27 protein-coding genes are annotated in these 25170 nt (G+C 71.0%); 21 read left to right on the forward strand and 6 right to left on the reverse strand.

Annotated features, from left to right (window positions below; translation table 11 throughout):
* Nucleotides 1–108 precede the first annotated feature (108 nt).
* Nucleotides 109–642, forward strand: a complete 534-nt coding sequence (locus BJ992_RS08580; RefSeq protein WP_184987757.1) for a MarR family transcriptional regulator — start codon at nucleotides 109–111, stop codon at nucleotides 640–642.
* A 92-nt stretch (nucleotides 643–734) separates the two neighbouring features.
* On the opposite strand, the gene BJ992_RS08585 is transcribed toward BJ992_RS08580, so the two are convergent.
* Nucleotides 735–2450, reverse strand: coding sequence for a S8 family serine peptidase (locus BJ992_RS08585; RefSeq protein WP_343072561.1), 1716 nt, complete (start codon nucleotides 2448–2450; stop codon nucleotides 735–737).
* 166 nt (nucleotides 2451–2616) lie between these two features.
* Here BJ992_RS08585 and BJ992_RS08590 point away from each other — a divergent pair, with 166 nt between their 5' ends.
* A complete protein-coding gene (locus BJ992_RS08590; RefSeq protein WP_184979382.1) occupies nucleotides 2617–3567 on the forward strand; it encodes a tetratricopeptide repeat protein in 951 nt (316 codons plus the stop codon).
* Between the two features lie 212 nt (nucleotides 3568–3779).
* Nucleotides 3780–5189, forward strand: a complete 1410-nt coding sequence (locus BJ992_RS08595; protein WP_184979383.1) for a malic enzyme-like NAD(P)-binding protein — start codon at nucleotides 3780–3782, stop codon at nucleotides 5187–5189.
* 45 nt (nucleotides 5190–5234) lie between these two features.
* Here the strand turns inward: BJ992_RS08595 and BJ992_RS08600 are convergent, their stop codons facing one another.
* Both BJ992_RS08600 and BJ992_RS08605 read right to left on the reverse strand, forming a co-directional pair.
* A complete protein-coding gene (locus tag BJ992_RS08600) occupies nucleotides 5235–6128 on the reverse strand; it encodes a hypothetical protein (protein WP_184979384.1) in 894 nt (297 codons plus the stop codon).
* Between the two features lie 103 nt (nucleotides 6129–6231).
* Complete coding sequence (locus BJ992_RS08605) at nucleotides 6232–6921, reverse strand: hypothetical protein (RefSeq protein ID WP_184979385.1); 690 nt, start codon at nucleotides 6919–6921, stop codon at nucleotides 6232–6234.
* A gap of 187 nt (nucleotides 6922–7108) precedes the next feature.
* Here BJ992_RS08605 and BJ992_RS08610 point away from each other — a divergent pair, with 187 nt between their 5' ends.
* Nucleotides 7109–7687: a YqgE/AlgH family protein gene (locus BJ992_RS08610; protein ID WP_184979386.1), complete on the forward strand. Its 579-nt coding sequence runs from the start codon at nucleotides 7109–7111 to the stop codon at nucleotides 7685–7687.
* Here the strand turns inward: BJ992_RS08610 and BJ992_RS08615 are convergent.
* Complete coding sequence (locus BJ992_RS08615; RefSeq protein WP_184979387.1) at nucleotides 7680–8300, reverse strand: TetR family transcriptional regulator; 621 nt, start codon at nucleotides 8298–8300, stop codon at nucleotides 7680–7682. The two genes, BJ992_RS08610 and BJ992_RS08615, sit on opposite strands and share 8 nt — an antisense overlap.
* Before the next feature lie 137 nt (nucleotides 8301–8437).
* Here BJ992_RS08615 and BJ992_RS08620 point away from each other — a divergent pair, with 137 nt between their 5' ends.
* The 5 genes from BJ992_RS08620 to BJ992_RS08640 all read left to right on the forward strand — a co-directional run bounded on the left by BJ992_RS08620 (nucleotide 8438) and on the right by BJ992_RS08640 (nucleotide 14048).
* On the forward strand, nucleotides 8438–10006 hold the full coding sequence (locus BJ992_RS08620) for an MFS transporter (RefSeq protein WP_184979388.1): 1569 nt from the start codon (nucleotides 8438–8440) through the stop codon (nucleotides 10004–10006).
* A gap of 27 nt (nucleotides 10007–10033) precedes the next feature.
* Complete coding sequence (locus BJ992_RS08625; protein WP_184979389.1) at nucleotides 10034–10282, forward strand: DUF3039 domain-containing protein; 249 nt, start codon at nucleotides 10034–10036, stop codon at nucleotides 10280–10282.
* Nucleotides 10283–10361: 79 nt separating this feature from the next.
* Complete coding sequence (locus tag BJ992_RS08630) at nucleotides 10362–11240, forward strand: zinc metalloprotease (protein WP_184979390.1); 879 nt, start codon at nucleotides 10362–10364, stop codon at nucleotides 11238–11240.
* A gap of 114 nt (nucleotides 11241–11354) precedes the next feature.
* Nucleotides 11355–12053, forward strand: a complete 699-nt coding sequence (locus tag BJ992_RS08635) for a hypothetical protein (RefSeq protein ID WP_184979391.1) — start codon at nucleotides 11355–11357, stop codon at nucleotides 12051–12053.
* A gap of 237 nt (nucleotides 12054–12290) precedes the next feature.
* Entirely contained in the window at nucleotides 12291–14048 is a 1758-nt protein-coding gene (locus BJ992_RS08640) for a DEAD/DEAH box helicase family protein (protein ID WP_184979392.1), read from the forward strand.
* Nucleotides 14049–14229: 181 nt separating this feature from the next.
* Here the strand turns inward: BJ992_RS08640 and BJ992_RS08645 are convergent, their stop codons facing one another.
* Both BJ992_RS08645 and BJ992_RS08650 read right to left on the reverse strand, forming a co-directional pair.
* Nucleotides 14230–14805, reverse strand: coding sequence for an isochorismatase family protein (locus tag BJ992_RS08645; RefSeq protein ID WP_184979393.1), 576 nt, complete (start codon nucleotides 14803–14805; stop codon nucleotides 14230–14232).
* Between the two features lie 27 nt (nucleotides 14806–14832).
* The gene (locus BJ992_RS08650) at nucleotides 14833–16179 is read right to left on the reverse strand and encodes a nicotinate phosphoribosyltransferase (RefSeq protein ID WP_184987759.1); all 1347 of its coding nucleotides are present in this window, start codon (nucleotides 16177–16179) and stop codon (nucleotides 14833–14835) included.
* A gap of 45 nt (nucleotides 16180–16224) precedes the next feature.
* Between BJ992_RS08650 and clpS the strand changes: the two genes are divergently transcribed.
* From clpS to BJ992_RS08705, 12 genes are all read left to right on the forward strand, one after another.
* Nucleotides 16225–16515, forward strand: a complete 291-nt coding sequence (gene clpS, locus BJ992_RS08655) for an ATP-dependent Clp protease adapter ClpS (RefSeq protein ID WP_184979394.1) — start codon at nucleotides 16225–16227, stop codon at nucleotides 16513–16515.
* Nucleotides 16512–17039, forward strand: coding sequence for a DUF2017 family protein (locus tag BJ992_RS08660; RefSeq protein ID WP_184979395.1), 528 nt, complete (start codon nucleotides 16512–16514; stop codon nucleotides 17037–17039). Before clpS ends, BJ992_RS08660 begins: the two co-directional genes overlap by 4 nt.
* Before the next feature lie 9 nt (nucleotides 17040–17048).
* Complete coding sequence (locus BJ992_RS08665) at nucleotides 17049–17456, forward strand: M67 family metallopeptidase (protein WP_184979396.1); 408 nt, start codon at nucleotides 17049–17051, stop codon at nucleotides 17454–17456.
* A 74-nt stretch (nucleotides 17457–17530) separates the two neighbouring features.
* A complete protein-coding gene (locus tag BJ992_RS33685) occupies nucleotides 17531–17656 on the forward strand; it encodes a hypothetical protein (RefSeq protein WP_281390321.1) in 126 nt (41 codons plus the stop codon).
* A 110-nt stretch (nucleotides 17657–17766) separates the two neighbouring features.
* On the forward strand, nucleotides 17767–18045 hold the full coding sequence (locus BJ992_RS08670; protein WP_184979397.1) for a MoaD/ThiS family protein: 279 nt from the start codon (nucleotides 17767–17769) through the stop codon (nucleotides 18043–18045).
* Nucleotides 18046–18047: 2 nt separating this feature from the next.
* The gene (locus tag BJ992_RS08675) at nucleotides 18048–18995 is read left to right on the forward strand and encodes a PLP-dependent cysteine synthase family protein (protein ID WP_184979398.1); all 948 of its coding nucleotides are present in this window, start codon (nucleotides 18048–18050) and stop codon (nucleotides 18993–18995) included.
* 77 nt (nucleotides 18996–19072) lie between these two features.
* Nucleotides 19073–19864 carry a thioesterase family protein gene (locus tag BJ992_RS08680; protein ID WP_184979399.1) on the forward strand — a complete coding sequence of 264 codons (792 nt, stop codon included), beginning with the start codon at nucleotides 19073–19075 and terminating at the stop codon, nucleotides 19862–19864.
* 90 nt (nucleotides 19865–19954) lie between these two features.
* Entirely contained in the window at nucleotides 19955–20845 is an 891-nt protein-coding gene (gene murI, locus BJ992_RS08685; RefSeq protein WP_425503648.1) for a glutamate racemase, read from the forward strand.
* 56 nt (nucleotides 20846–20901) lie between these two features.
* Nucleotides 20902–21654: an MBL fold metallo-hydrolase gene (locus BJ992_RS08690; RefSeq protein WP_184979400.1), complete on the forward strand. Its 753-nt coding sequence runs from the start codon at nucleotides 20902–20904 to the stop codon at nucleotides 21652–21654.
* Between the two features lie 76 nt (nucleotides 21655–21730).
* Entirely contained in the window at nucleotides 21731–22450 is a 720-nt protein-coding gene (gene rph / locus BJ992_RS08695; RefSeq protein ID WP_184979401.1) for a ribonuclease PH, read from the forward strand.
* Nucleotides 22451–22617: 167 nt separating this feature from the next.
* Nucleotides 22618–23223, forward strand: coding sequence for an RdgB/HAM1 family non-canonical purine NTP pyrophosphatase (rdgB, locus tag BJ992_RS08700; protein WP_184979402.1), 606 nt, complete (start codon nucleotides 22618–22620; stop codon nucleotides 23221–23223).
* A gap of 98 nt (nucleotides 23224–23321) precedes the next feature.
* A complete protein-coding gene (locus BJ992_RS08705) occupies nucleotides 23322–24938 on the forward strand; it encodes a molybdopterin-dependent oxidoreductase (RefSeq protein ID WP_184979403.1) in 1617 nt (538 codons plus the stop codon).
* The last annotated feature ends 232 nt before the right edge of the window (nucleotides 24939–25170 follow it).

The raw sequence follows: 25170 nt of genomic DNA on the forward strand, positions 1-25170 counted from the left end.
CCACCATAACGGAGCGTGATGTTTGCTGTCCCGCGACTTGGGTACCGACCGGAATCGCGGTCACCCTGGGTCAGCGGTCGCGGCACGCGCTAGCGTAAGCCTGTGTCAATCGGTGTACCCAAGCCGCTCAACCTGCCGTTCGACCCGATCGAGCGCGCCGCGGACACGTGGCGTGTGCACTTCGGGCCGTCATCCGCCATGGCAGCCGTCACGTCGATCATGAGAGCGCACCAGATCCTGCTCGGGCAACTGGACACGCTGCTCCGGCCGCACGACTTGACCTTCGCGCGCTACGAGGCCCTGGTGCTGCTCACGTTCAGCCGCACCGGTTCGCTGGCCCTCTCGCGCATCGGCGAGCGGCTGATGGTCCACCCGACGAGCGTGACCAACACGGTGGACCGCCTGGAGCGCGCGGGCCTCGTCCGCCGTGTCCGCAACCCCGCGGACGGTCGCGGCATCCTCGCGCAGATCACTGAGAAGGGACGCGAGGTCGTCAAACGGGCCACGGACGACCTCATGGCCGCCGACTTCTGCCTCGGCATGTACGGCGAGCCCGACCTGGTGAGCATGTTCGACCTGCTGCGCACCCTCCGCGTGGCGGCCGGCGACTTCCCCGGCGACACCAAGCCGCAGGACGCCTAGCCGTCCCCGCGGACGCGGAAAAGGGGCCCGTCCTCGCGTGAGGACGGACCCCTTCCCGGCGTGGCCGTCGACCGGCCGGTGGTGCGTGCGGCCTACCGGACGGCGCGCAGCGCGTCCACGATGCCCTTGCCGTAGAAGCCGTTGGAGAAGAAGCTTCCCTCGCAGGTGTGCGTGGCCGTCACCGTCTGCCCGGACGGCAGGATGCGGGTGTAGGTGTACGCCGGCGGGGTCGGGCACGGGGTCTTGGTGGCGGTGCCCTTCAGCACTGCCTCCACCAGGTCGGGGAGCATGGTCTTGCCGCCGCGCCAGTCACGGATGCCGTACTTGCTGACGATGAGCGCCGCGACGCCGGCCGCGCGGGGCGAGGCCATGGACGTGCCCTGCAGGTACTGGTAGTACGCGCAGGTGCTGCCCTTGCAGTCCTTCACGACGTAGTCCACCGTGGGCTCGCCGTTCGCGTCGATCTCGCCGTTGGCGACGGCGAGGGCCTTGGGATAGGCCGACAGCGTGGCCTTGCTGACGTCACGGGTGTTGCCGGGGGTGTCGTACACGTCGCCGCCGGGGGAGGCGACGTCCACGTAGTCGTTGCCGAAGCTGGAGTAGTACGCCTTGCGCTTGCTGATGCCGGTGGAGGACACCGAGATCACGTGCTGGCCCTCGGCCGGCATGGAGACGCAGCTCGCCGGGATGGTGCGTGCGCGCGGGGCCTCGCCGGGAACGCTGGCGAAGTTCGGGCTGCTGCTGTCGTTGTAGGTCTTGGTGTAGTCGGCGGCCTGGTTGCCGGCGGCGGCGACCAGGGTGACACCCTTGCGGTGCGCGTAGTCCAGGGCACGCTGCGCGGCAGCGATGATCGTCGCCTGCTCGGCGCGGTCCTCGGGGGAGTCGGCCGGGTTGTCGGTGCAGTTGAACAGCCAGGGGTCGATGTAGTAGCTCATGTTGGCCACGTCCACCCCGATGTCACCGGCGTAGGTGAGCGCGTCCACGGTCGCCTGGAGGAAGAAGTAACCGGAGTCCTGGCCGGCGCGCAGGTTCACCACGGTGACGTTGGGAGCGACACCGGTGACGCCGAGGTTGTTGATGGGGGAGGCGATGGACGAGGCCACGTGCGTGCCGTGACCGTTCTCGTCCACGTCGGCCGGGTCGTTGCACGACTGGTCCGGCTCGTCCTCACAGGGGCCGTCCACCTCGTCGCCGTTGGCGTCCACGGGGATGTCGACGGTGAAGTTCCGGCTCAGCGCGCGGTTGAAGTTGGGGGCGATGTCGGGGTGCGACCCGTCGACGCCGGTGTCGAGGATGGCGACAAGCACTCCCTTGTCGCCCTTTTCGTACTTGTGCGCCTCCTCGGCGTGGATCTGCTTCAGGTCCCACTGCAGGTCCGACAGCGGCTCGGCCTTGGCGTTACGGCCGCGCTTGACCGGGCCGTGACCCCGGCCTTCCTTCTCGATCGCCCTGGACAGCTCCGCCGCGCGGGAGGCGTCGCTCACCCGCGCGCTCTTGGGAACGCTGCCGATGCTGCGGTCGTGCGCGACGCCTTCGATGGCGCCGGCCGCCCTGACGGCGTCGGCGAAACCCGGGTTCTGCGTCGACACCGTGGCCACGCCGACCTCGGTGTTCACCTTGAGGACGCTGCCGCCCGCCGCTTCGATCGCCTTCTGGGCGTCCGCGGCCGCGGCACCTTCCTTGTACAGGACGACGTACTGGGTCGTGGTCTCCGGCGAGGCCTGTGAAGGGCCTGCTTGCGCCGGGTTGGCCGCTATAGCCGCGATCAGTGCGGCAGTCGCGGCGACGACGATGACGCGTCTCAACACCCACCTCCAAGTGAGCTGAACTTCTGCGGAGTTCATATTTCGGGATAACTCCGCGTCGTGACAGTCCCGTGAGGATTTGCGACAAAGGTGTGACATAGCGCCGCGTAGGCCTCGCGCGGTCCCCATGCGATGCCGACCACCCGGCGGATGCGGCAGGATTAGCAGTATGAGCCCAGCGGACTTCACTCGACCGGCATCGCTGCAAGGGGCGGTGGACCTCGGCGCACGCAAGCAGGCACTGGAGGCGCAGGCCCGCCGCGAGGCGGCGGCCAAGGCCCCGGCGGCCGGCGGGCCGCCCCAGGCCGCGGCGGCCGTCATCGACGTCACCGACGCGACCTTCGCCACCGAGGTCATCGAGCGCTCCATGCGGGTGCCGGTGATCCTCGACCTGTGGGCCACGTGGTGCGAGCCGTGCAAGCAGCTCAGCCCGATCCTCGAGAAACTCGCCGCCGAGGCCGCGGGCCGCTGGGTCCTCGCCAAGGTCGACGTCGACGCGAGCCCCCAGATCAGCGGCGCGCTCCAGGTGCAGAGCATCCCCACCGTGCTCGCCGTGTTCCAGGGACAGGCCGTGACCGGCTTCCAGGGTGCGCTCCCCGAGGCTCAGGTGCGGCAGTGGCTCGACCAGTTGATGACCGCGCTTGCGCAGTACCTCGGACCGGCCGGTGAGCAGCCTCCCGGCGAGCCCGGCGCCGAGGCGCCGCAGGCCGACCCCGATCTGCTCGCCGCCGAGAAGGCCATCGACGACGGCGACCTCGACGCCGCCGCCGCCGCGTACGAGCGGCTGCTGGCCCGCTCGCCCGCCGACGAGGACGCCAAGATCGGCCTCGCCGGCGTCGGCCTGATCCGCCGCACCGAGGGCCTCGACGCGCGCCAGGTGATCGACCGCGCCACCGCCGACCCCAAGGACGTCGAGGCGCACACCCAGGCCGCCGACATCGAGATGCTGAGCGGCATGCCGGAGGCCGCGTTCGACCGGCTCATCGCCGTGATCCGCCGCACAGCGGGAGACGACCGCGACCGCGCGCGCCGTCACCTGCTCGGCCTTTTCGACACCCTGCCCGCGGGCGACCCGGTCGTGGCCAAGGCCCGGCGCGGTCTGGCCAGCGCACTGTTCTGACCCTCTTCCCGGCCGCCGGGGGTCACCCCGGCGGCTGAGGGGATCGTCCACAGCTCGTCCGCCGCTCCGCCACAGCTCCGCTGCGAAGGCGGCGTGAGCTGCCGCTCCGGTCTGGCACCATGGATATCCCTTGAATGTGCAGGCTGGCCGGATGCGCGATCCCGGGTACCCGAGCGAGCTCGACCACACACACCGCAAAGGAGCGGATTGACGTGGCGACCGTGCCGAGCGTGTCCTACTCGATCACCGTACGTCTGGAGGTCCCGGCCGGAGGCAAGGCGGTCAGCCAGCTCACCCACGCCGTCGAGAACGCCGGGGGAGTGGTGACCGCGCTCGACGTCACCACGGCCGGCCACGAGACCCTGCGCATCGACGTCACCTGCGCCGCCAAGGACACCGAGCACGCGCAGGCCATCGTCGACAGCCTCGGCCAGGTCGGCGGCGTCATGCTGCACAAGGTCAGCGACCGCACGTTCCTCATGCACCTCGGCGGCAAGATCGAGATGCAGTCCAAAGTGCCGCTGCGCACCCGTGACGAGCTGTCGATGGCGTACACCCCCGGCGTCGCGCGTGTGTCCCTCGCCATCGCGCGCAACCCCGAGGACGCGCGGCGTCTCACCATCAAGCGCAACACCGTGGCCGTCGTCACCGACGGCTCCGCCGTGCTCGGCCTCGGCAACATCGGCCCCGCCGCCGCGCTCCCCGTCATGGAGGGCAAGGCCGCGCTGTTCAAACGCTTCGCCGGCATCGACGCCTGGCCCATCTGCCTCGACACCCAGGACGTCGACACCATCGTCGAGGTCGTGCGCAGCATCGCCCCCGGCTTCGGCGGCATCAACCTCGAAGACATCTCGGCCCCCCGCTGCTTCGAGATCGAGCGCCGCCTGCGCGACCTGCTCGACATCCCCGTCTTCCACGACGACCAGCACGGCACCGCCATCTGCGTGCTCGCCGCGCTCACCAACGCGCTGCGCGTCGTCGGCAAGTCCCTTCCGGACGTCCGCATCGCCATGGCCGGCGCCGGCGCCGCCGGCACCGCCGTCCTGCGCCTCCTGCTCGCCGCAGGCGCGCGCCACGTCGTCGTCTGCGACTACCTCGGCGCCGTCCACAAGGGCCGCGACGACCTCGACGACTCGCTGCGCTGGATCGCCGAGAACACCAACGCCGAAGGCTACGGCGGCGACCTCAGAGGCGCCGTCAAAGGCGCCGACGTCTTCATCGGGGTCTCCGCCCCCGGCATCCTCACCGGCGACGACATCGCCACCATGGCCGACGGCTCGGTGGTCTTCGCGCTCGCCAACCCCGACCCCGAGGTCTCTCCCGACGACGCGCGCGAACACGCCGCCGTGGTGGCCACCGGCCGCTCCGACTACCCCAACCAAATCAACAACGTCCTAGCCTTCCCAGGGGTCTTCCGCGGCCTGCTGGACGCGCAGTCCCGCATGGTGACCGAAAGCATGCTCCTCGCCGCCGCCACCGCTCTGGCCGGCGTCGTCTCCCCTGAAGAACTCGGCCCCAACTACATCATCCCGAGCGTCTTCCACCCCGACGTCTCCACCACCGTCGCCGCCGCCGTCAGCAAGAGCGCCGGCGGCCGCGTCCGCGGCCTCACCGAGGCCTGACCGCACGACCACGCCGGGGGGCGGACCCGGCGGTCGTGGCGGGGGTCAGGCGAACAGGAAGGCGGAGGTGTCGGCGGTCGCGGCCTGCCGGATCCACTCGTCGAGCCGATCCATGTCCGTGCAGGCGAGCACACGATCCCGCTGCTCGTCGGTGACGGTGATCCCTCGGGTCTCGAGGAAGATCAAGACCGCTTCGGCCTTTCCTGTCGTCTTTCCTTTGGCCTTCCCTTTGGCCTCTCCTTTGGCTTCTCCTTCGTCGAAGAACGCCTGCGCCAAAGAACTCGGGTAGTTGGATTTTGTGAGGTTCATCAGCACCTCCATGTGCTTTTTGGCTGCCTCGGGCAGCATCGAGTAGACGAAGTCAGCGTACAACTGGGATCGTTCCTGGTCGATGCACGACAAGGCCGGGAGCAGTGCGTTGAGAACCCGCTGGGTCTCGGCGTCGTCGTTGTGGGCTATCGCTGAGAATACGGCCAGCTCCGGTGCTTCGGTGGCGACGGCCGGGTCGGTGATCGGCGGGACCGACCTCGGGCCGGCGACGATCGGGGCGAGGCACCAGCCGGGGTGGCCCATCTCTATCGGCGTGGCGCACCACTGCGCGATGGTGTGCTCCGTGCAGATGACGAGCAGGACGGCGGGGCAGCGGTGGCGGGCCCGGACCGAGGCCAGATAGACCGGCCAACTCCAGCGCTTGCCGGTGTCCCGGCTGTTCTGGACCTCGACGACCACCGAGAGGACCGGGCGGTCGCCGAAGTACAGCACCACCACCGAGTCGGCCTGGTACTCGACCGGTGGGCACTCGGTCAGGTCGGCCGATTCGATTTTCGCCTGAGTGAAATCCGGAAGTGTCACACCCAAAGACTCTCGAAGGAGTTCGGCCGCCAAAGTCGGACGATTTCGGAAAAGGAGGATAAGTACCTCGTGTTTCAACGTCGGCATGGCGAGGACGTTACAGCGCTCGCCAAGCGCGTACAAAACTTAGGCAAAAACAGGGCCGTAAACAGGCGAGGGGGATATTAATAATTTTCTGGACCCCTTTCCGTTATGTGCCGGCTGATTGGGAAATGCGGCGAAGGGTCATGTGGGGATGGGTGGTGACGCGGCCGGGCCAGATCAGGGACAGCCACAGGAGGATGGCGCCGAGCACCGTCAGGCCGACCGCGGTGGCGACCTTTCCGTAGAAGTCGGCAGGGGGGCCGGTATGAGGGAGGCTGCCGTCGCGGATGAGGGGGTTGTAGCGGTACCCGGTGCGGATCAGCGGGTTGTGGTGGCTGCGGCTGTAGGCGGCGGAGCCGGAGCCGGCGCCGTCGTCGGAGCTGCTGCTCTCCACCACGCGGTAGGACGCGGCTTGGTACTCGGTGGAGGAGTCGTCGGAGCAGGAGGAGTGCACGCGGTAGGCGGTGGTCCCCTGGCCCTCGATGTCGACGCCGACGCGGTCGGTCTCGCCGGGGTCGACGTACACGGGGACGGTGCGTTCCACGCCGGGCCACAGGATGCCGGTGCGGATGACCTTGCCGTCCTGCGTGACGGTGTACTCGGCGGTGTCGCGGTCGCGGGGAGCGGTCATGACGACGTCGGTGCGGCCGGTGGGGCACTGCGCGCGGCTGACCGAGACGCCGATGCGGCCGTCGCGGGGGTCGTCGTCACCGGACGCCTGCGAGACGCGGGTCGCGGGGAAGCCGGCCGCGGCGGCGCCGACGGCCATGAGAGCCACGAGGACGACGCGGCTCATGGGACGGCTCCTGTGACGTGACGGCGCGGTGCGCGCAAGGCTCTCCTCCGTTACCCCGGCTCTGATATCCGATCTTCGTCACCTAGCGTTCCCAGATGAACGCGATACGTAACATCGCTTGAGGGGAAGGGCTTAATGTGCCGGGGGGTGGGCGCGCGGTCGGCGTGTCACACGTCATGATGGATGCATGGCGGAGGCGATCTACGTCGGCAGGCTGCTGGTGGCGACGCCACTGCTGGACGACCCCAACTTCCGGCGCGGTGTGGTGCTGATCCTGGAGCACGACGACGACGGCGGCACCCTCGGTGTCATGCTCAACCGGCCCAGTGAGGTCACCGTCACCCAGGTCCTTCCGTCGTGGGACGGCCTGGTCAGCGGCCCTCCCGTCCTGTTCGAAGGCGGGCCGGTGCAGACCGACAGCGCGCTGGCGCTGGCCGCGGTGCCGAGCGGCCAGGAGCCGCTCGGCTGGCGGCGGCTGCACGCGGGCACCTCGGCCGTCTCCAAGCTCGGCACGGTCGACCTCGACGCGCCGCCGGAGATCCTGGCCGGCGAGATCACCCAGATGCGCATCTTCGCGGGGTACGCGGGCTGGACGGCCGGTCAGCTGGAGGCCGAGATCAGGGACGGTTCGTGGTACGTCGTGGAGGCCGAGCCCGGCGACACCTTCGACTCCAGCCCGGCGGGCCTGTGGCGGTCTGTGCTGCGCCGTCAGCCGGGGGAGCTGGCCTTCGTGGCGACCTGCCCCGACGACCCCAAGCTCAACTAGACAGCGAACCGGTGCCGGGGGCCAGGGTCTTCTCGCAGAGCGTGAGCGCTCGTCCGACGTCCGCCGCGAGCGCGCGCGGGCTGTCGTGCTCGGTGGTGCGGGAGAACCCCACACGGATCGCGGCGGTGACGAACGCGACCAGCAGCCGGGGCCGCATGTCGGACGGCGGCACGCCGAGACGCCTCGCGATCTCCTCGCTCAGCCGGTCCTCGACCGCGGTCATCCGCGCGAAGCTCGACGCGAGCAGAGCGGGGTTGGCGTCGAGCACCCGCCGGTGCTTGCAGAACCGCTCGGTGTCCTCCGCGGAGTCGTCCTTGTCCCACATGGCGCGCACGAACTCCCGGTACGCGGCGATCAGCGCCGTGAGCGGCGGCTCGTCCTCGGGCCTCGCGGCGAGTGCGGTCGTGAGGCGTTCGTCGTACTCGGCGGTGAAGTCGAGCGCCAGCTCCTCCTTGCTGCCGAAGTAGCGGAAGAACGTGCGGGGTGAGACCTCGACCGCGGCGGCGATCTGGTCGACGGTGGTGGCCTCGAAACCCTGGGTGTCGAACAGGTCGAAGGCGGTGTCGATCAGCGCCTGCCGGGTCTGGTGCTTCTTGCGCTCACGTAGACCCATGACGGACACCTCCTCGACATCTCTACGTCACATTGTGCCACAAGTCACTCTGTGTCGGATAAAACCGTTTGTCATCTGTCACGGTCTGACATAAGTTACCGCTTGCTGAAAGCTGAGAGATACAGGGGGAACCTTCCATGGCCCAAGCGGTGGCCGCGCCTCCCGGCGCGCCGGTCAGACGAGGTCACGGCCACCCGTGGCTCACGCTCCTCGCCGTGGCACTCGGCGTGATCATGGTGATGCTGGACGGCACCGTCGTCGCCATCGCCAACCCAGTGATCGGCCAGGACCTCAACGCCTCCCTCGCCGATCTCCAGTGGGTCACCAGCGGCTACCTGCTCTCCCTGGCGGTGTTCCTCATCACCGCCGGCAAACTCGGCGACCTGTTCGGCCACAAGCGCGTCTTCATGGTCGGCATCGCCGGTTTCGCGGTGACCTCGCTCGCCATCGGCCTCAGCCAGTCCGTCGGCCTGCTCATCGCGCTGCGCGTCCTGCAGGGCCTGTTCGGCGCGCTCCTCCAGCCCGCGGCCCTCGCGCTGCTGCGCTCCGCCTTCCCCGCCGAGCGGCTGAACATGGCCATCGGCATCTGGGGTGCCGCGATCGGCGTGTCCAGCGCCGCCGGCCCCATCGTCGGCGGGCTGCTGGTCGAGAACGTCAGCTGGCAGTCGGTGTTCTTCATCAACGTCCCCGTCGGCGTCGTCGCGCTCCTGGTCGGCATGTGGGTGATCAAGGAAAGCAGGGCCGAGTCGCTGTCGAAGATCGACATCCCTGGCGTCGTGCTGCTGTCCGGCGCGATGTTCTGCCTGGTCTGGGCCATCATCAAGGCCCCTGAGTACGGCTGGCTCGACGGCCGCACCCTCGGGTTCGCCGCCGCGACCGTCGTGCTCGGCGCGGCCTTCGTGTACTGGCAGGGCAGGGCCAGGGAGCCGTTGCTGCCGCTCGGGCTGTTCCGCAACGCGTCGGTCTCCATCGGCACGGCGCTGATGGTGCTGATGGCCTTCTCGATGTTCGGCGCGATGTTCTTCCTGACCTTCTACTTCCAGGGGGTGCACGGCCTGTCCCCGCTGGAGTCGGGCATGCGCATGCTCCCGATGAGCGCCGGCATGATCGTCGCGTCCCCGCTCGCCGGGTTCGCGCTGACCAAGTTCGGCCCGAGGGTCCCGATCGCGGCCGGCATGCTGATCACCGCGACCTCGATGTTCCTGCTGTCGCGCCTCGGCCTGGAGGCCGGGTACGTCGAGACCGCGATCCCGTTCGCGCTTCTCGCCTTCGGCCTGTCCCCGGTCATGGTCGGCGCCACCGAGGTCATCGTCGGAAACGCGCCGCTGGAGCTCAGCGGCGTCGCCGGCGGCATGCAGCAGTCCGCCATGCAGGTCGGCGGCTCCCTCGGCACCGCGGTGCTCGGCGCGCTGATCACCGCCAAGGTCGCCGACGTGCTGCCGGGTCACATGGCCGCGAACAACATCCCGAGCACCCCCGCGCAGATCGAGGCGCTGAAGGGCCCGGTGTCCCTCGGCGTCGCCCCCGTCCCGCCGGGAACGCCGCAGCCGGTCGCCGACGCGCTCACCTCGGCCGCGCACCTGTCGTTCCTGGACGGCATGCATTTCGGCTTCACCGTGGCCGTCGTCGTCGCCGTGGTGGCCGCCGGTCTCGCGCTGTTCGTCAAGGCGGGCCGCAAGACCGACATCCCTGTGCACGCGGGCTGAGGCCGGACGCACGTAGACTCGTTTTCCGTGAGCACGAAGATCCTTCCCGAGAGCGAGACCCGGCCGAACCTGTCGCACGGCGACGAAGGGGACCACGAGCGGTTCTCGCACTACGCGGACAAGAACGAGATCACCGAGAGCATGGTGACCGGCACCCCCATCCGTGCCCTCTGCGGCAAGGTCTGGGTGCCGAGCCGGGACCCGAAGCGCTACCCGGTATGCCCCGACTGCAAGGAGATCTACGAGGGTCTCCCCAAGGGCGAGTCCGGCGACTGAGTGTCACTCACGGCGCCGGGCCGCGCGCCGGGCTAGCGTCAGCACTCCGACCAGTTGACCAGGGACGACGGGGGAGTGCATGGCCCGGGGGGCGGTGGCGGTGTCTTTGCTGTGCCTGCTCGGGCTCGGGGCCGTCCCCGGGCCCGCGCGCGCCGGCGCCGCACCTTGTGGCGCGCCGCACGCCGCGGCGCGTCCGCAGGAGCCGCACCATCCCGAGCCCGGTGAGACGGCCCGCATGGTCGCGACCATGCGGGCACGGCTGCGTGCCGCCGCGAGGCCCGTCCCCTCGTCGATCGACGTCCCGGTCTGGGTGCACGTGCTCACCGCGGCAGGGCTCGGCGCGGACGACGACGCCGTCACCGCGCAGATCGCCACGCTGAACGCCGCGTACGCGGGCCGGTTCGGCGGCGCGGACACCGGCATCACGTTCACGTTGCGCGGCGTGACCCGCACCGAGGAGCCGCGATGGTTCCGCGACGCGCTCGGCAACGAGGTCGCCATGAAGACCCGGCTGCACCGGGGTGGCGCAGAGACGCTCAACCTGTACGTCGGCCGGCTCGGCGAGCAGGTCCTCGGGTACTCGACCTACCCGCAGTGGCACAGGCGCCGGCCCTTCCTGGACGGCGTCGTCATCGACTGGCGCACCCTGCCCGGCGGCGCGCTGACCGACTTCAACAAGGGCTACACCGGTGTGCACGAGATCGGCCACTGGCTCGGCCTGCTGCACACCTTCGAGAACGGCTGCGCGCCACCCGGCGACCACATCGACGACACACCGCCGGAGAGCCGGTCGACCAGCGGCTGTCCCGAAGGCAAGGACACCTGCGCGGAGCCGGGCCTGGACCCCGTGCACAACTTCATGGACTACTCCACCGACGCCTGCATGACCGAGTTCACCCCCGGCCAGGCGGCCCGCATGCGTGACATGTGGGCCGCGTTCCGCGCACCCGCCGTCTGACACCGTAGTTCCGGCCGCCGGGGTTCCGGCCGCCGGGCCGATACCCGCCGCGTCCGCTCGTTGACGCGGGGGCACCCCCGGAGCCGATACTCGAAGGCACCGGGAGGAGTGACCGTGGAGGAGCACCGTACGAAACGACGGCCGTACGGCGAGCCCGTGCGGCCGCCGCGCGCGCAGGAGCAGGAGGAGGGCCTGCCCCCCTCGGCCCGCGTGTACGGCGCGCCGTCCGCGCCGTCCGGCATACGGCTGCCGCTGTGGGCCGAGCGGCTGGCCGTCCTGCTCGGTTCGGTCGCCGCGGGGGTCACCGTGGTGGCCCTGGTGGTGTCCACGGTGGTGAGCCGGGTGAACGCGCCGGACACGACCCGGCTCACCGTGTCGGACGGCCTCGCCGGTGTCACCTACCTCATGCCGCCGGGCTGGCGCGCCGGCGCGGTGCCTCCGGTGACCGGTTTCACCTCCGCCGCGGTGTACGACGGGTCGGCCATCGTGATGACCCGGCCCGGCGACCCGGTCGCGGTCTCCGGCCCGCGGGCCGCCGCGCTGTCGCTCACCGAGCTGTACGCGCGGCTGCTGCTCCATGGCGACACCGTGGACACCGTGGACGACCGTCCTGTCGAGACCGGCGGCTACACCGGCCACTCGCGCGCGCTGCGCGCCGGGTACAGCGACGTGGTGAACCGTCCGGCGTACCTGCGGGTCACGGTGCTCGCCAAGGACGGCGCGGACACCAGCGTGGTGATCGTCGGCATGGTGCAGCCGGACGATCCGCGGCGGCGCGCCGAGATCGACGGCATGCTGGCGCTGTTGAAGTAGAAGCGGCAGGTCAGGCGGGGGGACGGTGACGCGGGCCCTGCCGGTTCCGCGGGGGAAGGCGCGTCCTGTCGGTGGTCCCTACTATCGTGGCTTCACTGTGAGGCAGCGATACGACGACACGATCATGCGCCGGGCTGCGGCCCCGGCGGCCGGGAGAGGTTCGAGGAGGAGGTCGGCGTTGAGCCTGTCCGCCGTGTCAACCCCGCCGTTCGCCCGCCGCGCGCGCGGGGGGTGTGCGTGAGCAACTTCGCGGCGTCCCACCTCTCCCCGTCCTATCCCGACCGCGCCGCCTGGGGCACCGCGCCGCGGCTGCGCGCGTGGCAGCAGGAGGCGTTCGAGCTCTACTTCCGGCGTGAGCCGCGCGATTTCCTCACCGTCGCCACCCCCGGCGCCGGCAAGACGACCTACGCGCTGCGCATCGCCAGCGAGCTGCTCACCCGCGGCGTCGTGCGGTCCATCACCGTCGTCACCCCCACCGAGCACCTCAAGCGCCAGTGGGCCGACGCCGCGGGCCGGGTCGGCATCCCCATCGACCCGGAGTTCAAGAACAGCCAAGGCGCCACGTCGCGCGACTACCTCGGTGTGGCGGTGACGTACGCGCAGGTGGCGATGCACCCGGCGCTCCACCGTGCGCGCACCGAGGGCCGCAGGACCCTGGTGATCTTCGACGAGATCCACCACGCGGGTGACGCGAAGTCCTGGGGTGACGGCGTGCGCGAGGCGTTCGAACCCGCCGCGCGCCGGCTGGCCCTCACCGGCACCCCGTTCCGGTCCGACACCAACCCCATCCCTTTCGTCACCTACGCCGAGGACGGCGAGGGGGTGCGGCGCAGCGTCTCCGACTACTCCTACGGCTACGCGCCGGCGCTCGCCGACGGCGTGGTCCGGCCGGTCATCTTCCTGGCGTACGCCGGCGAGATGCGGTGGCGCACCCGCGCCGGCGACGAGATCACCGCGACGCTCGGCACGCCGCTCACCAAGGACCAGCTCGGCCAGGCGTGGCGCGCGGCGCTCGACCCCAAGGGCGACTGGATCCGCCAGGTGCTCGTGGCGGCCGACCGGCGCCTCACCGAGGTGCGGCGCGGCGTGCCGGACGCCGGGGCCATGGTGATCGCCAGCGACCACGAGACCGCCAGGTCGTACGCGCGGCTGCTGCGCGAGATCACCGGCCAGGGGGCCACGGTCGTGCTCTCGGACGACCCCGGCGCCTCCGCCAAGATCAAGCAGTTCACCGCCTCGGAGGAGCGGTGGCTGGTGGCCGTCCGCATGGTGTCGGAAGGGGTGGACATCCCGCGCCTCGCGGTCGGGGTGTACGCCACGAGCACTTCCACGCCGCTGTTCTTCGCGCAGGCGGTGGGCCGTTTCGTCCGTGCGCGCAAGCGCGGCGAGATGGCGTCGGTGTTCCTGCCGTCGGTGCCGACCCTCATGGGGCTGGCCGGCGAGATGGAGGCGCAGCGCGACCACGTCCTGGACCGCAAGCTCCCCGAGGAGGGGCTGGACGATTTCCTCGTCGAGGACGCTCAGCGCAAGAAGGACAGCCCCGACGTCCTCGGCGACGAGCTGCCGTTCGAGACCGTCGAGGCGTCCGCGACGTTCGACCGCGTCCTGTTCGACGGCGGCGAGTTCGGCACCGGCGCCGAGCCCGGCTCCCCCGAGGAGGAGGACTTCCTCGGCCTGCCGGGCCTGCTCGAACCCGACCAGGTGGCCGTCCTGCTGCGCAAGCACCAGGCCGACCAGCAGGCCGCGCGCCGCCGCCAGGCCGCCGAGACCCGGCCCGAGCCCGTGCTCGCTCCTCACGAGGAGATCGCGGCCCTGCGCAAGGAGCTGAACGGCCTGGTCGGCGCCTGGAACCACCGCACCGGCCAGCCCCACGGCGTCATCCACGCCGAGCTGCGCCGCGTCTGCGGCGGCCCCGCCATCGCGCAGGCGTCCACCGAGGAGATACGCAAACGCATCGACACCATCCGCAAGTGGGCCACCCAGCGCGGCCGCTGACACCGGCGGAAAGCGCCGTCACGGACCTCTCGCCGGTGTGACGCGACCCGTGATCAGGGGGAATGCGCCGACGTTGATCTCTCGCCGGTGTGACGCGACCTGTGATCAGGGGGAATGCGCCGACGTTGATCTCTCGCCGGTGTGACGCGACCCGTGATCACGGCTCGCCGGTGTTCGGGGGTCAGGCCGAGGCGACCACCGGGGTGCCGACGAGTTCCACCCCGGCGGCGCGCAGGTCGGCGAGGGCCGCGTCGGTGGTGGGACGGGCCACGCCGGCGGTGAGGTCGAGCAGGACGCGTACGGCGAAGCCCTCGCGCGCGGCGTCGAGCGCGGTGGCGCGCACGCAGTGGTCGGTGGCGATGCCGACCACGTCCACCGCCGACACGTCGCGGGACCGCAGCCAGTCGGCGAGGCCGGCGCCGTCCGCGCCGTGGCCCTCGAAGCCGCTGTAGGCGGCGCTGTCGCGTCCCTTGCTGAAGACCTCCTCGACCCGCGAGGTGTCGAGCGCCGGGTGGAACGCGGCCCCTTCGGTGCCGGCGACGCAGTGCGGAGGCCAGGTGCGCGCGTAGTCGGGGTGGTCGGAGAAGTGGTCGCCGGGGTCCACGTGGTGGTCCCGGGTGGCCACCACGTGGTCGTAGCCCGCCGAGGCGGCGTGCGGCCCGATGGCCGCCGCCACCCCCGCGCCACCCTGGACGGCCAGGCTGCCGCCTTCGCAGAAGTCGTTCTGCACGTCCACGATCACCAGCGTGGTCTTCATCGGGGGTCCTTTCCGCCGCGAGGTGGGTCAGGTGAACACCGTGGGGACGGCCGCGTCCCCTGGCGACAGGTGGTGCGCGTCCTTCGGCAACTCCGCCACCGAGGCGCGGTGCCGTTCTCGAGCCTCGGCGAGCGGTTCCCGGCCCACGACCGCGCCGCCGCGCACCAGTGGACGCAGCAACGGCCGGGTTCCCGCCGGCGCGGGGGAGCCAGGCACAGGTGAGCCAGGCACGGTTGAGCCAGGCACGGGGGAGTCGGTCACGGGGGAGTCCGGCAGGACGGACACCAGCTCGCAGGTCGCGACGCCGTCCTCCAATGTGCGGAACGCCGTCTTGCGGCCCCCTCGGCTGGGTTTGCCGACCGACCGCTTGGCCACCGGCCGCAGCGTCCCGCCGGAGTCCTCACGGGCCACCAGCTTGTACACCAGGGACGCGGTCGGCGCTCCCGAGCCGGTGACCACCGATGTGCCGACGCCGTACCCGTCCACGGGGGCCGCGGCGAGCGCGGCGATGGCGTACTCGTCGAGGTCCCCGGTGACCACGACGCGGGTGCCGGTGGCGCCGAGCCCGTCCAGCATGTCCCGCACCTCGTGCGCGACGGCCCTGAGGTCCCCTGAGTCGATGCGCACCGCGCCGAGCCGCGGCCCGGCGAGCTCCACCGCCGTGCGCACCGCCTTGGCGACGTCGTAGGTGTCCACCAGCAACGTCGTGTCCGTGCCGAGGAAGTCGAGCTGCGCCTGGAACGCGTCGTGCTCGGAGTCGTGCAGCAGCGTGAAGGCGTGCGCCGCCGTCCCCGCCGTCGGCACGCCGTACAGGCGGCCCGCCATCAGGTTGGACGTGGACCCGAACCCCGCGACGTACGCCGCGCGCGCCGCCGCGACCGCCGCGGCCTCATGGGTGCGGCGCGACCCCATCTCGATGATCGGCCGCTCACCGGCCGCGCGCACCATGCGCGACGCCGCCGACGCCACCGCCGAGTCGTGGTTGAGTATGGAAAGGATCAGCGTCTCCAGCAGCACCGCCTCGGCGAAGGTGCCGTCCACCACCATGATCGGCGAACCGGGGAAGTAGCACTCGCCTTCGGCGTACCCGTGCACGTCCCCGGAGAAGCGGTAACCGGCGAGGTAGTCGAGCGTGCGCTCGTCCACCACCCGTGCGCGCCGCAGGAACTCGATCTCCTGCTCGCCGAACGTGAAATCCTCCAGAGCGTCGAGCACCCGTCCGGTGCCGGCGACCACGCCGTACCTGCGTCCCTGCGGCAGGTGGCGCGCGAACACCTCGAAGACCGCTCTGCGGTGCGCGGCCCCGCTGCCGAGCGCCGCCTCCAGCATCGTCAGCTCATAGTGATCGGTGAGCAACGCGGCGCTCATGGGCATCTTCACAAGTCGAAGAGTACGCACGGGGTAGGGCAGGATGGGAAGGTGGGTAGTACCGCTCCAGCCGAAGTGGCGCGTCCCGAGTCGGACGTCCGCCCCGACCTGCCGTGGCTGACGATCGTGTGGAACGACCCGGTGAACCTGATGTCGTACGTCACCTATGTGTTCCAGACCGTTTTCGGCTACCCCAAGGCCAAGGCGGAGAAGCTCATGCTCGACGTCCACCACAAAGGCAGGGCCGTGGTGGCCAGCGGCACGCGCGAGGAGATGGAGCGCGACGTGCAGATCCTCCACTCGTACGGCCTGTGGGCCACCGTGCAGCGGGACTCGGCGTGAGCACGGGGTTCCGCGCGGCGCGCGGCGGCGGCGTCACCATCGACCTCGACGCCGGCGAGGCGTCGATCCTGCGTTCCCTCGTGGCGCAGATCCTCGGCCTGGTGCAGCCGGCCGCGGTCAGCGACGACCCGTTGGAGCGGGCCCTCGGCATCGGCGCGGCGGAGGAGCCGTCCGACCCGGTGCTCGCCAGGCTGTTCCCCTCGGCGTACGCCGACGACGACAAGGCCGCCTCGGAGTTCCGCCGCTACACCGAGGCCACGCTGCGCGACGGGAAGCGCTCGGACGCCGAGACTCTGCTGGGGACGGCCGAGCAGGGCCGGGTGGAGCTGACCGGTGAGCAGGCCGGCGCGTGGCTGCGCGCGCTCAACGACGTGCGGCTGGCGCTCGGCGTGCGGCTGGAGGTCACCGAGGAGATCCACGACGAGCTGGCCGAGATGCGCGAGGACGATCCTCGGTACCCGGCGTTCGTCACCTACGACTGGCTGACCTATCTGCAGGACACGCTCGTCCGGGCACTTTGGTAGCTTCCAGGCATGCTGACGATCGCACGGGAGCTGGCGGACAAGATCATCGCGCATGCGTGGGCCGACCACCCGGACGAGGCCTGCGGAGTGATCGCCGGGCCCGCCGGCTCGGACCGGCCCGAGCGTTTCGTGCCGATGGAGAACGCCGAGCGTTCCCCCACGTTCTACCGCTTCGACTCCACCGAGCACTTCAAGGTGTGGCGCGAGATGGACGACCGCGACGAGGAGCCGGTGGTGATCTACCACTCGCACACCTCGACCGAGGCCTACCCCTCGCGCACCGACGTCTCCTACGCCGGCGAGCCGAACGCGCACTACGTCCTGGTGTCCACCGCGGACCCCGGCGACGTGCAGTTCCGCTCCTTCCGCATCGTGGACGGCGAGATCACCGAGGAGCCGGTCGAGATCGTCGGCTGAGCCCGTCCGCGCGCCTGCCGATGCCGCGACAGCGGCCATGGGGCAGGACGGCGGGAAGCTGTACAGTTGTGTACATGCCGACGATCGATCCCGCGATGGCGAGCGCTCCCGCGCGCGCCGGGCATTCGTCGTCCGTGCCGCCTGTGCAGAACCACCTGTTCGCGCACACGCCCTTCTTCGTCGTCTACGACTGTCCGTGATCGCCGGAATCTCCGCCGACCACTTAGTGTTCCCAACCGCCGGGTGTCCGGTGATCCCCACCGGCGACCGCTGACGACTTTAGAAGACATCGATCGAGGAGCCTGCCGCGATGGCCATCGAGGTTCGCATTCCGACCATCCTCCGCACCTACACCGACGGCGCCAAGTCGGTGAACGCCGACGGAGCCACCCTGTCCGACCTGCTCGGCGACCTGGACAACCGCCACCCGGGTCTGCGCGAGCGCATCGTGGACGACGGCGGCCTGCGCCGCTTCGTCAACGTCTACCTCAACGACGAGGACGTCCGGTTCCTCGGCGGCCTGGACACCCCGGTCGCCGACGGCGACACCGTGACGGTGCTGCCCGCGGTCGCGGGCGGCGCGCGCTGATCATGCGATTCGACTCGCTGACCGAGTCCGTCGGGCACACCCCGCTCGTGGGGCTTCCCCGGCTGTCCCCCTCGCCGGACGTGCGTCTGTGGGCCAAGCTGGAGGACCGCAACCCGACGGGCTCGGTCAAGGACCGTCCCGCGCTGTGGATGATCCAGGAGGCCGAGAAGGACGGCCTGCTCACCCCCGGGTGCACCATCCTGGAGCCCACCTCCGGCAACACCGGCATCTCGCTGGCGATGGCGGCCGGCCTGAAGGGCTACAAGCTCATCTGCGTCATGCCGGAGAACACCTCCGAGGAGCGGCGCCAGCTGCTGCGCATGTGGGGTGCGCAGATCATCTCCTCGCCGGCGGCCGGCGGCTCCAACGAGGCGGTGCGGGTCGCCAAGGGCCTGGCCGCCGAGAACCCCTCCTGGGTCATGCTCTACCAGTACGGCAACCCGGCCAACTGGCGCTCGCACTACGAGTCCACGGGCCCCGAGCTGCTCGAGGACCTGCCGTCCATCACCCATTTCGTCGCGGGCCTCGGCACCACAGGCACGCTGATGGGGGTGGGCCGTTTCCTGCGTGAGCGGGTGCCGGGGGTGAGCATCGTCGCGGCCGAGCCGAGGTACGGCGAGCTGGTGTACGGACTGCGCAACGTCGACGAGGGCTTCATCCCGGAGATCTACGACGCCGAGGTGCTGACCACGCGCTACTCGGTCACCTCGGCGGACGCGCTGCGCCGCACGCGCGAACTGCTGTCGGCCGAGGGCATCTTCGCCGGCGTCTCCACCGGCTGCGCGCTGCACGCCGCGCTCGGCATGGCGGCCAAGGCCGTGAAGGCCGGTGAGCGGGCCGACATCGCGTTCATCGTGGCCGACGGCGGGTGGAAGTACCTGTCCACCGGCGCCTACGAAGGCACGCTCGACGAGGCGGAGGACCGTCTCGAAGGCCAGCTCTGGGCCTGATCGCCACGCTCGCGCTCCGGGCCGTCCGTTAGAGTGGGGGCCCAGAACAACATTCGGTACGGCCCGGAGCGAGGCGCATGACCAAGTTCGACGAGGCGACCGGGGCCGTCCGGGTCGACGCCACGACCTATGACGTCTGCCTCGACCCCGGCTACGCGATCGGCGGCCCGCTCAACGGCGGCTACCTTCTCGCGGCGCTGCTGCGCGCCGCCGTGGACGCCTCGGCGTACGACCATCCGGTGTCCACGTCGGCGCAGTTCCTGCGCGCACCCGCCACCGGCCCGGCCCAGGTGCTCCTGGCACCGCTCAAGACCGGCCGCACCGCCGCGATGACCCGCGCGACCCTCGTCCAGGACGGCACGGCGTGCGTCGAGGCGCTGGTCACCACCGCCACCCTCGCAGGGGAGCCCGCCGCCTGGTCCGCGGGGCCGCCGGTCACCATGCCGCCTCCCGAGGAGTGCCTGCCGCTGCCGCGGCCGCGGCCCGGGTCCGGCATGACGCTCGGCGAGCGCATGGACCTGCGGTTCGACCCCCCGACCGTCGGCTGGTTCACCGGCGCACCGACCGGCCGTCCCGAGTCCCGCGCGTACTTCCGCCTGTCCGAGCCGCAGGACCCCGACCCGTACGTGCTGGCCCTGGCCCTGGACGCGCTGCCTCCCGTGGTGTTCTCCGCCGGCCACCGCGGCTGGGCCCCCACGGTGGAGCTCACCTGGCACCTGCGCGCGCTGCCGGCGCCGGGCTGGCTCACCGTGGTCGGCCAGGGACGGCTGATCAGGGACGGATGGTTCGACGAGGACGTCGAGGTGTGGGACTCGGCGGGGAATCTCGTCGCGCAGTCACGGCAATTGGCCCGTCTTGGCCGAGGTTGAAGGCATCGGTCGGGTTTCGTACGGGGGATTACTCCGATGTGAGCATTCTTACCGCGAGCGATTGTGCGCCGTCCCCTAACCTTGGGCATCATGGTGGACATCGGGAGCGTGGCCCACGCGCCGTGGGTCAGCATGCTGGAATCGTCCGGGCCGGGGCCCGCGATCGGCGTCTTCGACAGCGGTGTCGGCGGGCTCACCGTGGCACGTGCCATCATCGACCAGCTGCCGAGCGAACCGGTGCTCTACGTCGCCGACACCGCACGCCAGCCGTACGGCCCCAAACGCATCGCGCAGGTGCGCGCGTACGCGCTGGAAGTCATGGACCACATGGTCGAGCACGACGTGAAGATGCTGGTCATCGCGTGCAACACCGCCAGCGCCGCCATGCTGCGTGACGCCAGGGAGCGGTACGACGTGCCGGTGGTCGAGGTCATCCAGCCGGCCACCCGCCGGGCCGTCCGCGCCACGAGGAACGGCCGGGTCGGCGTGATCGCCACCAGGGCCACCATCGAGTCGATGGCCTACCACGACGCGTTCGCCGCCGCGCCGGACATCCGCATCACCGGGGTCGCCGCGCCGCGGTTCGTGGAGTTCGTGGAGCGAGGCGAGACGATGAGCGACGAGCTGATCGAGGTGGCGCGCGAGTACCTGCGGCCGGTCGTGGAGGACGGCTGCGACACGCTCGTGCTCGGCTGCACGCACTACCCGCTGCTGACCGGCGCCATCTCGTACGTGATGGGGAACGAGGTCACGCTGGTGTCCAGCGCGGAGGAGACGGCCAAGGACGTCTACCGCATCCTGCACGACCGGGGCCTCGCGTCCCCTTCCCCCGTCATCCCCGTCCACCGCTTCCGCGAGACCGGTGACGGCACCCTGTTCGCGCACCTCGGACGGCGGTTCCTCGGGCCGGAGTTCGGCACCGTGGAACGTGCCTTGATCGGCGACATCCCCGGCGGGGAAGCCGTCCCCGCGCCGAGCTAGGAGATTTGGCAAGCGGGGCCGACGGTGACCGGCCCCGGGTCGTAAGGAGGCCGTTGGTGAAGCTGACGATCGTCGGGTGCGCGGGGAGCTTCCCCGGGCCGGACAGTCCCGCGTCGTGTTACCTGCTGGAGGCCGAGGGCTTCCGGCTGTTGCTGGACTTCGGCAACGGCGCGCTCGGTGTGCTGCAGCGGCACATCGGGCTGTACGACGTCGACGCCATCTGCCTGTCCCACCTGCACGCCGACCACTGCCTCGACCTGTGCACCTACCACGTGGTGCGCACCTACTCCCCGGAGCGGCCCCTGCCGCGTGTGCCGGTGTACGCGCCGGCCGACGCGCCGCGGCGGCTGTCGGCGGCGTACGGCATGTCCGAGGAACCCGGCCTGGAGACCGCGTTCGCCTTCGAGGCGCTGCGTCCCGCCACCTACGCCGTGGGACCGTTCGAGGTGACCACGGCGCTGATGAACCACCCCGTCGAGACCTACGGCTTCCGCGTCTCGCACGGCGGCCGGTCGATCGCGTACTCGGCCGACACCGGGGAATGCCCCGACCTGGTGAAACTCGCCGCCGGCGCCGACCTGCTGCTGTGCGAGGCCTCCTGGCCCGACCGGCCCGACACCCCGCCGGACCTCCACCTCAACGGCCGCCAGGCCGCCGAGCACGCCGCACGCGCCGGCGTCGGCACTCTCGTCCTCACCCACCTGGTCCCCTGGTTCGACCCCGATGTCATCCATCGCGACGCCACCCGGGGCGGCTTCGACGGCACCTTGCGCCTGGCGCGCAGCGGCGAGGTGTACGACCTCGGCTGAGCCCGCTCACGGTGGGACCGCCGGCCTCGCGGCCGAGCGGATGGAGGCGTGTCGCGGATGACCTAGGGTGATGCTCATGGCACGCCACGATGGACGCAGTCCCGATCAGCTCAGGCCCGTCACGATCACCCGCGGCTGGCTTCCCCACGCCGAAGGGTCGGTGCTGGTGGAGTTCGGCGCCACCACAGTGCTGTGCGCCGCCTCCGTGCAGGACTCGGTCCCGCGGTGGCGCCGCGGCAGCGGGCTCGGCTGGGTGACCGCGGAGTACGCCATGCTGCCGCGCGCCACCAACACCCGCACCGACCGCGAGTCCGTCCGCGGCAAGATCGGCGGCCGTACCCACGAGATCTCCCGGCTGATCGGCCGTTCCCTGCGCGCCTGCGTCGACTACAAGGCGCTCGGCGAGAACAGCATCGTCCTCGACTGCGACGTCCTGCGTGCCGACGGCGGCACCCGCACCGCCGCCATCACCGGCGCCTACGTCGCACTCGCCGACGCCGTCCGCTGGATGCGCAAGCGCAAGATGTGCCCCGGCGACCCCCTGGTCGACTCGGTCGCCGCCGTCTCGGTCGGCATCGTCGGCGACACCCCCCTGCTCGACCTCTGCTACACCGAGGACGTCGCCGCCGAGACCGACATGAACGTCGTCATGACCGGCTCAGGCGAGTTCGTCGAGGTCCAGGGCACCGCGGAAGGCGTCCCCTTCTCCCGCTCCACCCTCGACGCGCTCCTCGACCTGGCCACCGCCGGCTGCACCCGGCTCACCGAGCACCAGCGCGAGGCCCTCTCCTCGTGACCCACCCCGGCGCCGACTCCGGCGCCGGTCTCCTCCCCACGTCATCCCGGCGTCGTGACCTACGCGACCTCGCCTCAGTCGAGCCGGAGAAACCTGTGGCGCCGGGCCGCCCCTCGGCGTCACCCTGGTACTTCCGCGGCGCTCACCCCACAGAACGGAGCCTCAGCATGAACAGGGTGGTGCTCGCCACACAGAACCCCGGCAAGATCGAAGAGCTGCGCCGCATCCTCGCGGAAGCCCACAGCGAGATCGAGCTGATCGGCCTGGACAAGTACCCCGAGATCGGCGACATCCCCGAGACGGGCCTGACCTTCGCCGACAACGCTCTGATCAAGGCCCGCGCCGTCGTGGCGGTCACCGGCCTCCCCGCCGTGGCCGACGACTCGGGCCTGTGTGTGGACGCGCTCAACGGCATGCCTGGTGTCCTGTCGGCCCGTTGGTCCGGCCGCCACGGCGACGACGCCGCCAACCTGGCTCTGCTGCTGGCCCAGATCTCCGACATCCCCGCTCCGCACCGCGGCGCTCACTTCACCTGCGCCGCGGCTCTGGTCCTGCCGACCGGCGAGGAGAAGGTCGTCGAAGGCGTTCTCAACGGCGAGATCATCCACACGCCGAGAGGCACCGGCGGCTTCGGATACGACCCCATCTTTCTCCCCGAAGGCGAGACCCGTACCACCGCCGAGATGCCGGCCGCCGCCAAGGACGCCACCAGCCACCGCGGCCGCGCGCTCCGCGAGCTCGCCCCCCACATCCGCGACCTCCTGGCCCCGTGACCGCCGGACCACGGCCGGGGAACGCGGCGTACGGACGGCTCCAGGTCGTAACCAGGGTGTAAGAATCATCAGGGCCCGGCAGGCGTACCGTTCGGGGTGTGGAGAACACGCACGGAGCCCGGCGCACGCACCTCTGGGCCGGGGGGCTCATCGGCCTCGTCGGCGCGGCAGTGGCACTCGGGGTCGGGCAACTGGTCGCGGGGGTCATCAACCCCAAGGCGTCGCCGGTGGTGGCCGTGGGGGACGCCGCGGTGGACGGGTCGCCGGCGGCGGTCAAGGACTGGGCCATCCGCACGTTCGGCGCCAACGACAAGCTGGTGCTGATCATCGGCATCGTCGTGGTGCTCGCGCTGATCGCGATCGGCCTCGGCGTGCTGGCGCGGCGACGGCCGAGCTGGGCCACGGCGGGGGTGCTCGGCATCGGCCTCGTCGGCGCCGTGGCGGCCATGGGCCGTCCGGACGCCGGCCCGCTCGACGTCCTGCCGTCGGTCCTCGGCGCCGCCGTAGGCGCCTGGGCCCTGCGCGTCCTCGCGCGCCGCGCCTGGCCGTACGGACCGGCGACCGCCTACGAGGAAGACGCCGGCCGGTCAGAGGGAGACCACGAGGAGACGGTCACCGAGTACCCGCAGGCGCATCCCGTGGGGGAGCTCGACCGCCGGGGCCTGTTCACCGGCGTCGTGGCAGGCGTCGTCGTGGCCGGTGTCGGTGAACTCGCCGGCCGGGGACTGGCGGGCCGCCTGAACGTCGACAAGGCCCGCGCCGGCGTCGCGCTCCCCAAGGCGACCCGTCCCCTCGCTCCCCTCCCCAAGGGTGTGGACCTGCGCATCAAGGACCTCTCCCCGTTCTCCACCCCCAACAAGGACTTCTACCGCGTCGACACGGCCCTGGTGATCCCTCAGGTCGACCCGAGGACCTGGACGCTGAAGATCCACGGCATGGTCGACCACCCGGTGGAGCTGACCTTCGCCGACCTGCTCAAACGGCCCCTCATGGAGAGCGACGTCACCCTCGCCTGTGTCTCCAACGACGTCGGCGGGCCGTACGTCGGCAACGCTCGCTGGCTCGGCGCACGCCTGGCCGACGTCCTGCGCGACGCCGGCATCCGCTCAGGCGCCGACATGCTCCTGTCCACGTCCTCCGACGGCTGGACCTGCGGCACCCCCGTCGACGTCGTCATGGACGGCAGAGACGCTCTGCTCGCCATCGCCATGAACGGCGAGACCCTCCCGCTGTCCCACGGTTTCCCCGTGCGGCAGGTCGTGCCGGGTCTGTACGGCTACGTCTCGGCCACCAAGTGGGTCACCGACATCAAGGTGACCCGCTTCGACCAGGACGAGGCGTACTGGACCCCGCGCGGCTGGTCGCCGCAGGGCCCCATCAAGACCCAGTCCCGCATCGACGTCCCGAGAGGCAGCTCCACCATCACCGCCGGCCCCACCACCATCGCCGGCGTCGCCTGGGCCCAGCACCGCGGCGTGGACGCCGTCGAGGTCAGCATCGACAAGGGCCCGTGGCGGCAGGCCCGCCTCGCCGAGGCCCCGAGCCCCGACACCTGGCGCCAGTGGGTCCTGGACGGCTGGAACGCCACCCCCGGCAACCACACCATCGCCGTCCGAGCCACCGACGCCACCGGCTACACCCAGACCGACAAGTACGCTCCACCGGCCCCCGACGGCGCCACCGGCTGGCACTCCATCCTCATCGTGGTGAAGTGACCCCGCATGACCGGTTCCATGTGGGCCGACGAGTACGCTTCTTCGGCCCCGACGGGGCAACCGGCCGGCAGTCCATCCTCGTCGTGGTGAAGTGACCCCGCACCACCGGTTCCATGTGGGCCGACGAGTACGCTCCTCCGGCCCCGACGGCGCGACCTCATCCTCATAGCGGTGCGGTGACCTAGCCCGGAGCCCCAGCTTCCTCTCCGGTTCACCGGCACGAGCCCCCACC

Source organism: Sphaerisporangium rubeum, assembly GCF_014207705.1.
Classification (GTDB): Bacteria; Actinomycetota; Actinomycetes; order Streptosporangiales; family Streptosporangiaceae; genus Sphaerisporangium; species Sphaerisporangium rubeum.

Excerpts from the sequence above, each read along its gene's own strand:
- BJ992_RS08605 (WP_184979385.1), bottom strand. The coding sequence starts at position 6,921 with ATGAGCCGCGTCGTCCTCGTGGCTCTCATGGCCGTCGGCGCCGCCGCG.
- BJ992_RS08590 (WP_184979382.1), top strand. The coding sequence starts at position 2,617 with ATGAGCCCAGCGGACTTCACTCGACCGGCATCGCTGCAAGGGGCGGTG.
- BJ992_RS08620 (WP_184979388.1), top strand. The coding sequence starts at position 8,438 with ATGGCCCAAGCGGTGGCCGCGCCTCCCGGCGCGCCGGTCAGACGAGGT.
- BJ992_RS33685 (WP_281390321.1), top strand. The coding sequence starts at position 17,531 with ATGCCGACGATCGATCCCGCGATGGCGAGCGCTCCCGCGCGCGCCGGG.
- BJ992_RS08680 (WP_184979399.1), top strand. The coding sequence starts at position 19,073 with ATGACCAAGTTCGACGAGGCGACCGGGGCCGTCCGGGTCGACGCCACG.
- murI (WP_425503648.1), top strand. The coding sequence starts at position 19,955 with ATGGTGGACATCGGGAGCGTGGCCCACGCGCCGTGGGTCAGCATGCTG.
- BJ992_RS08665 (WP_184979396.1), top strand. The coding sequence starts at position 17,049 with ATGCTGACGATCGCACGGGAGCTGGCGGACAAGATCATCGCGCATGCG.
- BJ992_RS08615 (WP_184979387.1), bottom strand. The coding sequence starts at position 8,300 with ATGGGTCTACGTGAGCGCAAGAAGCACCAGACCCGGCAGGCGCTGATC.
- rph (WP_184979401.1), top strand. The coding sequence starts at position 21,731 with ATGGCACGCCACGATGGACGCAGTCCCGATCAGCTCAGGCCCGTCACG.
- rdgB (WP_184979402.1), top strand. The coding sequence starts at position 22,618 with ATGAACAGGGTGGTGCTCGCCACACAGAACCCCGGCAAGATCGAAGAG.
- BJ992_RS08670 (WP_184979397.1), top strand. The coding sequence starts at position 17,767 with ATGGCCATCGAGGTTCGCATTCCGACCATCCTCCGCACCTACACCGAC.
- BJ992_RS08675 (WP_184979398.1), top strand. The coding sequence starts at position 18,048 with ATGCGATTCGACTCGCTGACCGAGTCCGTCGGGCACACCCCGCTCGTG.
- BJ992_RS08645 (WP_184979393.1), bottom strand. The coding sequence starts at position 14,805 with ATGAAGACCACGCTGGTGATCGTGGACGTGCAGAACGACTTCTGCGAA.
- BJ992_RS08600 (WP_184979384.1), bottom strand. The coding sequence starts at position 6,128 with ATGCCGACGTTGAAACACGAGGTACTTATCCTCCTTTTCCGAAATCGT.
- BJ992_RS08610 (WP_184979386.1), top strand. The coding sequence starts at position 7,109 with ATGGCGGAGGCGATCTACGTCGGCAGGCTGCTGGTGGCGACGCCACTG.
- BJ992_RS08650 (WP_184987759.1), bottom strand. The coding sequence starts at position 16,179 with ATGCCCATGAGCGCCGCGTTGCTCACCGATCACTATGAGCTGACGATG.
- BJ992_RS08630 (WP_184979390.1), top strand. The coding sequence starts at position 10,362 with ATGGCCCGGGGGGCGGTGGCGGTGTCTTTGCTGTGCCTGCTCGGGCTC.